The organism is Pedobacter sp. SYP-B3415 (genome assembly GCF_004138205.1).
GTDB lineage: Bacteria > Bacteroidota > Bacteroidia > Sphingobacteriales > Sphingobacteriaceae > Pedobacter.
This window is the reverse complement of record NZ_RXNQ01000007.1, coordinates 111,419-118,200: the sequence shown is the minus strand read 5'-3', so window position 1 is coordinate 118,200 and position 6,782 is coordinate 111,419. Positions and strand designations below refer to the sequence as shown.

Annotated in this window: 5 protein-coding genes; 1 reads left to right on the top strand and 4 read right to left on the bottom strand. The window is 49.1% G+C overall.

What is annotated here, in order from left to right:
* Nucleotides 1-587 precede the first annotated feature (587 nt).
* Complete coding sequence (locus EJV45_RS04915) at nt 588-872, bottom strand: DUF3817 domain-containing protein (protein WP_129714548.1); 285 nt, start codon at nt 870-872, stop codon at nt 588-590.
* A 430-nt stretch (nt 873-1,302) separates the two neighbouring features.
* Between EJV45_RS04915 and EJV45_RS04910 the strand changes: the two genes are divergently transcribed.
* Entirely contained in the window at nt 1,303-3,438 is a 2,136-nt protein-coding gene (locus EJV45_RS04910) for an LruC domain-containing protein (RefSeq protein WP_240755199.1), read from the top strand.
* 267 nt (nt 3,439-3,705) lie between these two features.
* Here the strand turns inward: EJV45_RS04910 and hscB are convergent, their stop codons facing one another.
* The 3 genes from hscB to EJV45_RS04895 are packed head-to-tail and all read right to left on the bottom strand — an operon-like array spanning nt 3,706 to nt 6,766.
* Nucleotides 3,706-4,236, bottom strand: coding sequence for a Fe-S protein assembly co-chaperone HscB (gene hscB, locus EJV45_RS04905; protein WP_129714547.1), 531 nt, complete (start codon nt 4,234-4,236; stop codon nt 3,706-3,708).
* A gap of 1 nt (nt 4,237) precedes the next feature.
* On the bottom strand, nt 4,238-5,572 hold the full coding sequence (gene rseP / locus EJV45_RS04900; RefSeq protein ID WP_129714546.1) for an RIP metalloprotease RseP: 1,335 nt from the start codon (nt 5,570-5,572) through the stop codon (nt 4,238-4,240).
* Between the two features lie 21 nt (nt 5,573-5,593).
* Nucleotides 5,594-6,766, bottom strand: a complete 1,173-nt coding sequence (locus tag EJV45_RS04895; RefSeq protein ID WP_129714545.1) for a 1-deoxy-D-xylulose-5-phosphate reductoisomerase — start codon at nt 6,764-6,766, stop codon at nt 5,594-5,596.
* Nucleotides 6,767-6,782: the final 16 nt, after the last annotated feature.

Sequence of the window (6,782 nt, the reverse complement as noted above, 5' to 3'; positions counted from 1 at the left end):
AGGCATAGCCGAAAGCGTTCGTACCATTTGAAATAACATAAAAGAGACGAACAAACCGCTCCGGCTGTGTATCTCTTCTTGCATAAAAGCATCAAAAGTCCGACGGCGGCGGGAAAAGGCCCGGATTGCCCCTGCATCATTCCGTTCCGGGCTGGTTCCCCTCCTTGGTTCCTCCCGACCTCCTTAAAACAGTGCAAGACTTTTAATACTTTTCTGCGGCGAGAAGATACAAGGCCGGTCCGCACCTATCAGTGGCAGTAAGCGGGCAAAACCGTTATCAAAACCGCGGGCTGTACGTAAAACCCGCAGACATAGAATACAGGGGGCTTGATTCAGAAGACTTAGGCCAATACTGCTTTAAGACCGTTCAGAACGATCTTATTTCATTCAGCCAATTTTTACCGGACAACACTGATTCATGGCTCGTGGCTCACCCAGCGTCATTGAGGGGTATGCGTTATACTAACACCAACAGACTAATATAAACTTGCACGTACAAGGCCCCTTGCATTCGCCCAGGTCGTTCACTCGTTAGGCGCTGGTCGAAATACGATACTCGAAAGACGAACTACAGATTTACCAACCAATTATTCATGCTTCAATTTCTTATCAACCCAGAAAGGCGCAAAAGGCAGCAGTGAAGACACAAAAAACAGAAGCGCTTTACCGAACGACCATTTCTTTTCCGACCAGGCCATAATCAGCAGCGCGACATACAACACAAACAGCAGTCCGTGTGCCCAGCCAGTGTACTTGACGGCCAGTGGCATGTCCGCAAAATATTTTAAGGGCATGGCTACAAAAAGAAGCAGCAGGTAAGAGATCCCTTCCAGCACGGCAACTTTGCGAAAAAGATTGATGGTGTTTCCCATGAATGTTGATTTTCCCGCAAAATAGTCACAAATCAGCGCAGCCTGAAATGCTTTTGCGCTTTTGACGTTCAGCCGACCCTGCTCAGCATCCATCCTGCTGTCTCAAATAGCTGATTGCTGTTACATCCCGGCCTGGGGAACCGGGGAATTCGTGTTCCACAGTTCCCCAATCCTGCGCAGCAGCAGTGTGGAAGTCATTACACATATTCACGCCGCTTGCCTGTACCATCAAGGCGCCCGCCGGGACATCCCTCCCATTCGCCGGGACCTGGCTCGGTGCGCCAGCCAGGGCACTATTGTTTCATATAGTTTTGCAGCGCAGCAAACCGCAGCCTTCTTTAACACATGTTTGAGTCGGAATACCACTCGTTAAAAAACATCCCTATTGAATGGCCTGGTGACAGCTGGTGAAAACAACATTTTAAACAACATGAAAAAAACACTACAAAAATCCGCACTTGCCCTTTTGCTCATCGGCGGCCTTATTTCAGGCTGTAAAAAGTCAGACGGTATTACCGCTCCTGAACCTGAACAAACCGGCAGCAATGTACCTTCTACCTTTAGTTATCAGACGTCAAGACAGGTTCAGTTCGATATCCGCCTGCTTAGCAACAACAACCAGCCGATCAAAGGTGCGCTTGTAAGCGTAACCGCTACAGATAATGCTGATAAGATCTTCTTTAAAGGCGTAAGTGATGCATCCGGTCATGTTCGCGGCACGGTGGATGTTCCTAACTACCTCGATTCTGTTGCCGTATTACCAAAATATACCGGCCTGCTGAACAAGGTAAAATCTGTTATTAAAAACAAATCATCAATCAGCATGGTGATCGGTGGTGCCGACGGCCTTAGCGGCGATGTTGTAATCAGCAACGAAGCAAATACCGCTACCGGCGCAACCATGACCGGCAAACAAGGCAACATCATTGCCGGTATCCTCGGAACGGACTATGTTTATCCTTCGCCATACACCAGCTCTGCAGGCGCAATCGTAAATACCACAGAGTTTCCGTTCGCCCTTGGTCGTCCGAAATACCTGCTTGGCACATCAGACGATATTGATGCGAGCTTGCTTTCTTATATCAACGCCTCTCTGCCTGAAGGCAAACCCCTTACACAAACGCATCCTGAGTATTTAACCAGCACTGCGCAATCAAACATCGTGGTTACCCAGAATAACACCGAGATCTTTATCACTTTTGTTTCTGAAGGTGCTGACTACAAAAACACACTTGGCTGGTACAGCTATCCAACCAATAATCCACCCTCGCAGGCAACCGGTTCTACGCTTGAAAACGCAATCGACAAGGTAACTATGGTATTCCCTAACGCTTCTGCTTATGGCTCGGGCGGCGGACTAAAACCCGGTAACAAAGTAAGCCTTGGTAAATTTAATGCCGGCACAACCATCGCGCTTGTATTGATTCAAAATGCATGGACCAGCAACGGTATTCAAACCGGTAACACGAAATTTTATACAGATTCAAAATTCAACCCTGAATCGACAACTGCCCTGCGCAAACACTCTGTAATGCTGTATGATGACCAGCATGACTTGTTCGTTCTCGGTTTTGAAGACGTTAACCGTACAGCCGGAAGCGGATCTGACAACGACTTCAACGACCTGGTCGTTTATGCCACCGCAACGCCTTCAACAGCTGTTTCAAAAACAAATGTATCCACCATTGATACCCGTGTAGACAGTGATAACGATGGTGTAGACGACACTGCCGACGAGTTCCCGAACGACCCAACACGTGCTTATACCAGCTACTATCCGTCTAAAACCGGTTGGGCTACCCTGGCGTTCGAAGATAACTGGCCAAATACCGGCGACTTCGATGTAAATGACCTGGTTGTTAATTACCGTTACAAATATGTAAGCAATGCTGCCAATAATGTTGTGGAAATGACCGGCTCATACCTTCCCGTTGCTGCCGGTGCCGATTACAACAACGGATTCGGTGTACAGCTTCCGGTTGCAGCAAGCGCAGTTACATCAGTTACTGGTCAAAACCTTAAAAACGGATACATTAGCCTCGCAGCAAATGGTGTTGAAGCCGGACAGGCAAAAGCGGTTATCATTCCTTTTGACAACCACGAGAACCTGCTGAAAAATGCAGACGGCACGCCACAGGTGAACACGGTTCCCGGCAAAGCAAAAGTTGCGGGCACCCAGGTTGACGTAACCGTTCTGTTTACCTCACCAGTTGCACAGGGAACGCTGGTAAATACAGCTATCAACCCGTTCCTGATCAGCAACAAACGCCGCGGTTACGAGGTTCACCTGTCAAACTATGCGCCGACCGACAAAGCCGACAAGACTCTGTTCCGCACAGGTGCTGATAACAGCGTTCCGGCAAGCAACCGTTATTACATGGATGCCAACAACGCGCCATGGGCACTGAATTTCCCTGATGCCTTTGCCTACCCTACAGAAGCGAAGTCGATCAAAACAGCCTATCTGAACTTTGATGCATGGGCAAAATCAGGCGGCACACAGTTCACTGACTGGTATATTTCGACCGCAGCCGGATACCGCAACGACAGCAACCTCTTTAAATAGTTTCAATAGAGCCAAAAAAAATCCCCGGGCAGATTGCCCGGGGATTTTTTTATTTGTACATGATCAGCACGTATGGCGTAGGAAAAGGCAGTGCGTAGATGAGGGAAGACTGGAGATATGAGTAGTGAGACGCGCCTGTTCTTTCAGCTGATTATAGCCTGGTAGGCTGTTTCGCCCGTTGCCGGAGGATAGACTCCAGGCTCTGCGCCACGGTCTTTCATCTTTTTTCTTTTCTCCCTATTTTCTTTTCACACTGCCGGTTGCCGGCTACGCAAGTTTTGCAAGGTTCTCTTTCATACGCACCAGGTACTTTAGCCGGTAATGGCTGTCTTTGATCGATTGAAGCAGTGCGTTTTGCTCATTCGCATCGGCCGACGCGTCGTACCGCTGCGTAAGCGTCTGGAGCTCGCCAGTCATCTCCTCTTCAATCCCGGCTACCTGGGTACGGATACTTACTACCTTTTCGGCATCCGGATCAAACTGAAGGTCCATAATAGCTTCGTTTATTTCCATCATATCCATCAGGAAAGTTTGCGGAAGCACGTAATTCTCATTAGCAACAAGGACCCCTTTTAGCTCCAGCAGATATGCCAAACGCCGGGCGGGATCGCTCAGCGTTTTATAGGCATTTGTATTCAGCGTACTGAGGTGCAGCACCTCATCCTGCTTCTCTGCACTTTCATTAGCAAAAAAGTCGGGATGGTATTTGCGGCTCAGCTCAAAAAATTTCGTTTTTACAGCGGCAGCATCCAGGTTGAAAACGACCGGCAGTCCGTAAAAAGCAAAGTAATCTTCCATGTTATTTGCCCATAAAGGCCTTAAAGATGTCATTACCCAGCACAAAGACCATGAGCGACAGCAGGATCACGAAACCGGCGATCTGCGCACGCTCCAGGAATTTATCGCTTACCGGTTTGCCCTTAACCATCTCAATCAGCAGGAACACAACGTGTCCGCCGTCGAGGGCCGGAATTGGCAGGAGGTTCATAAAGGCCAGGGCAATGGAGATAAACCCGGTTGATGCCCAGAATCTTGCCCATATCCATTCGCCGCCATAAATTTTGCGCGCAATCTCAACCGGACCCGAAAACGCTTTCTGTGCCTGTACTTTACCCGTTATAACTTTCCAGATGCCCTTGGCATTGTCGCTGAACGTTTTCCATGCCTTGTCTGCTCCGATCGGCAGCGACTCAAGAAATCCGTAATTGAGGGTTTGTGTTCTGATCTCGTCTACATTGAATGCAACGCCAAAGACACCCGTTGCGTCAAGTTTTGCGGTCAGGTTAACCCTTTCGCCGGCACGGTCTACCACAAGCGGAACGGTCTTGTTTTTCGAAAGCTGAAGCTGATCAGTAAGCTGATCGCGGAACAGCGCGGGTTTGCCGTTTACAGACAACAGCCGGTCGCCGGCTTTTACACCTGCTTTTGCAGCCGGCGTATTCGGCGCCACTTGGCGGATGCGGGTACTGATACGCGGGTCCGGACTGATGAACTCAGCCAGGCCGAGATCAGAAACCTGATTCAGGATGTTGTCAGGCACACGAATATTGAGGGCCTTACCGTCGCGCATCACCGTCAGGGTGGTATTGCCCATTAGTACTTTCGGACTGATCACTTCCTCAAAGCGGATTACTTTCTTGCCGTTAATGGCAATTACTTTATCGCCGTCTTTCAGGCCAACTTCTTTACCAATGCTTCCCGGATGAATACCGTTCTGCACCGAACTGTTTGGAATAAACGTTTCCCCGTATCTGAACGTCAGCATCCAGAATATGATGATACCGACAATGATGTTTACAATGATACCGCCAAGCATTACGATAAGACGCTGCCAGGCCGGTTTAGAACGGAACTCCCAGGGCTGCGGCGGTAATTTCATCTGCTCGGTATCCATCGACTCGTCGATCATACCGGCAATCTTGACGTAACCGCCAAGCGGCAGCCAGCCAATACCATACTCCACATCGCCTTTTTTAAAACTGAACAGTTTTACACCCCAGGCATCAAAGAAAAGATAAAACTTTTCGACCTTGATTCCAAAGGCGCGTGCTGCAAGAAAATGTCCAAGCTCATGCAGGATAACCAAAATCGATAATCCCAGCAGCAACTGCCCCGCCATAATCAATCCATTCATAAATTTCTTCTGTTATAGTTTTTAAATTAGATGTACCTTCTGTTGCTTTGTTACCAAATCTGCGGCAAAGATACGGGTATGTTCATCAGTTTCTAAATAATTCGACAGTGATGGCTGCTGAACAAAAGGCAGGTCATCCATGCATCTTTCAACTACATCGCTCATTTCCAGGAAGCCAATACGTTTTTCCAGAAAGGCTGCTACAACAACCTCATTTGCGGCATTCAGCACGCAGGGCTTATTGCCACCGGTCTGAAGCGCCTGGTAGGCCAGTTTAAGATTGCGGAAGGTATCCATATCGGGTTTACTGAAACTCAGTTCCGGGTAGTCGAAAAAATTGAAACGCGGGAAATCGGTTTTTATTCTCTCGGGATAGGTCAGCGCATATTGAATCGGCAGCTTCATATCCGGAAGACCCATCTGTGCTTTGATTGAGCCGTCGCTAAACTGCACGAGCGAGTGGACGATAGATTGCGGATGAACGATCACTTCGATCTGCCCGGCAGTCAGCCCAAACAGCCAGCTTGCTTCAATGACTTCAAGCCCCTTGTTCATTAGCGAGGCCGAGTCAATGGTGATCTTGGCACCCATGACCCAATTAGGGTGGCGCAAAGCCTCGTCGCGCGTAACGGTAGCCAGAAAGTCCCTGCTCCGCCCGCGAAATGGGCCGCCGGAAGCTGTTAAAATGATCTTTTCGATCTCATTGCCGGTTTCGCCGCTCAGGCATTGAAAAATAGCGGAGTGCTCTGAGTCTACCGGCAGGATGTTGACGCCGTGTTTGGAAGCAAGTGCGGTAACAATTTCGCCCGCAACCACGAGTGTTTCTTTGTTGGCAAGGGCTATATCCTTCCCCGCTTGTATCGCCGCAATTGTGGGTTTTAAGCCCGCCGCCCCTACCAGGGCAGTTAGTACGATATCTGTTCCCGGCCACGCAGCCGCCTCAGACAAGGCTTCTTCGCCGCAAAGCACCTGGATACCTGTACCAGAAAGATCTGCCCGCAGCTGTCCATACAGCGACTCGTTGCCAATTACAACCAGCCCAGGCTTAAATTCCAGTGCCTGCTCAAGCAACAGGGTAGCATTGTTTTGCGCAGTCAGCACCTGAACGTTGAAACGTTCCGGATTGCTGCGTACCACCTCCAGCGCCTGCTTTCCAATCGATCCTGTGGCACCTAATATTGCAATGTTCTTCAATTCTTGTCAGTTATAA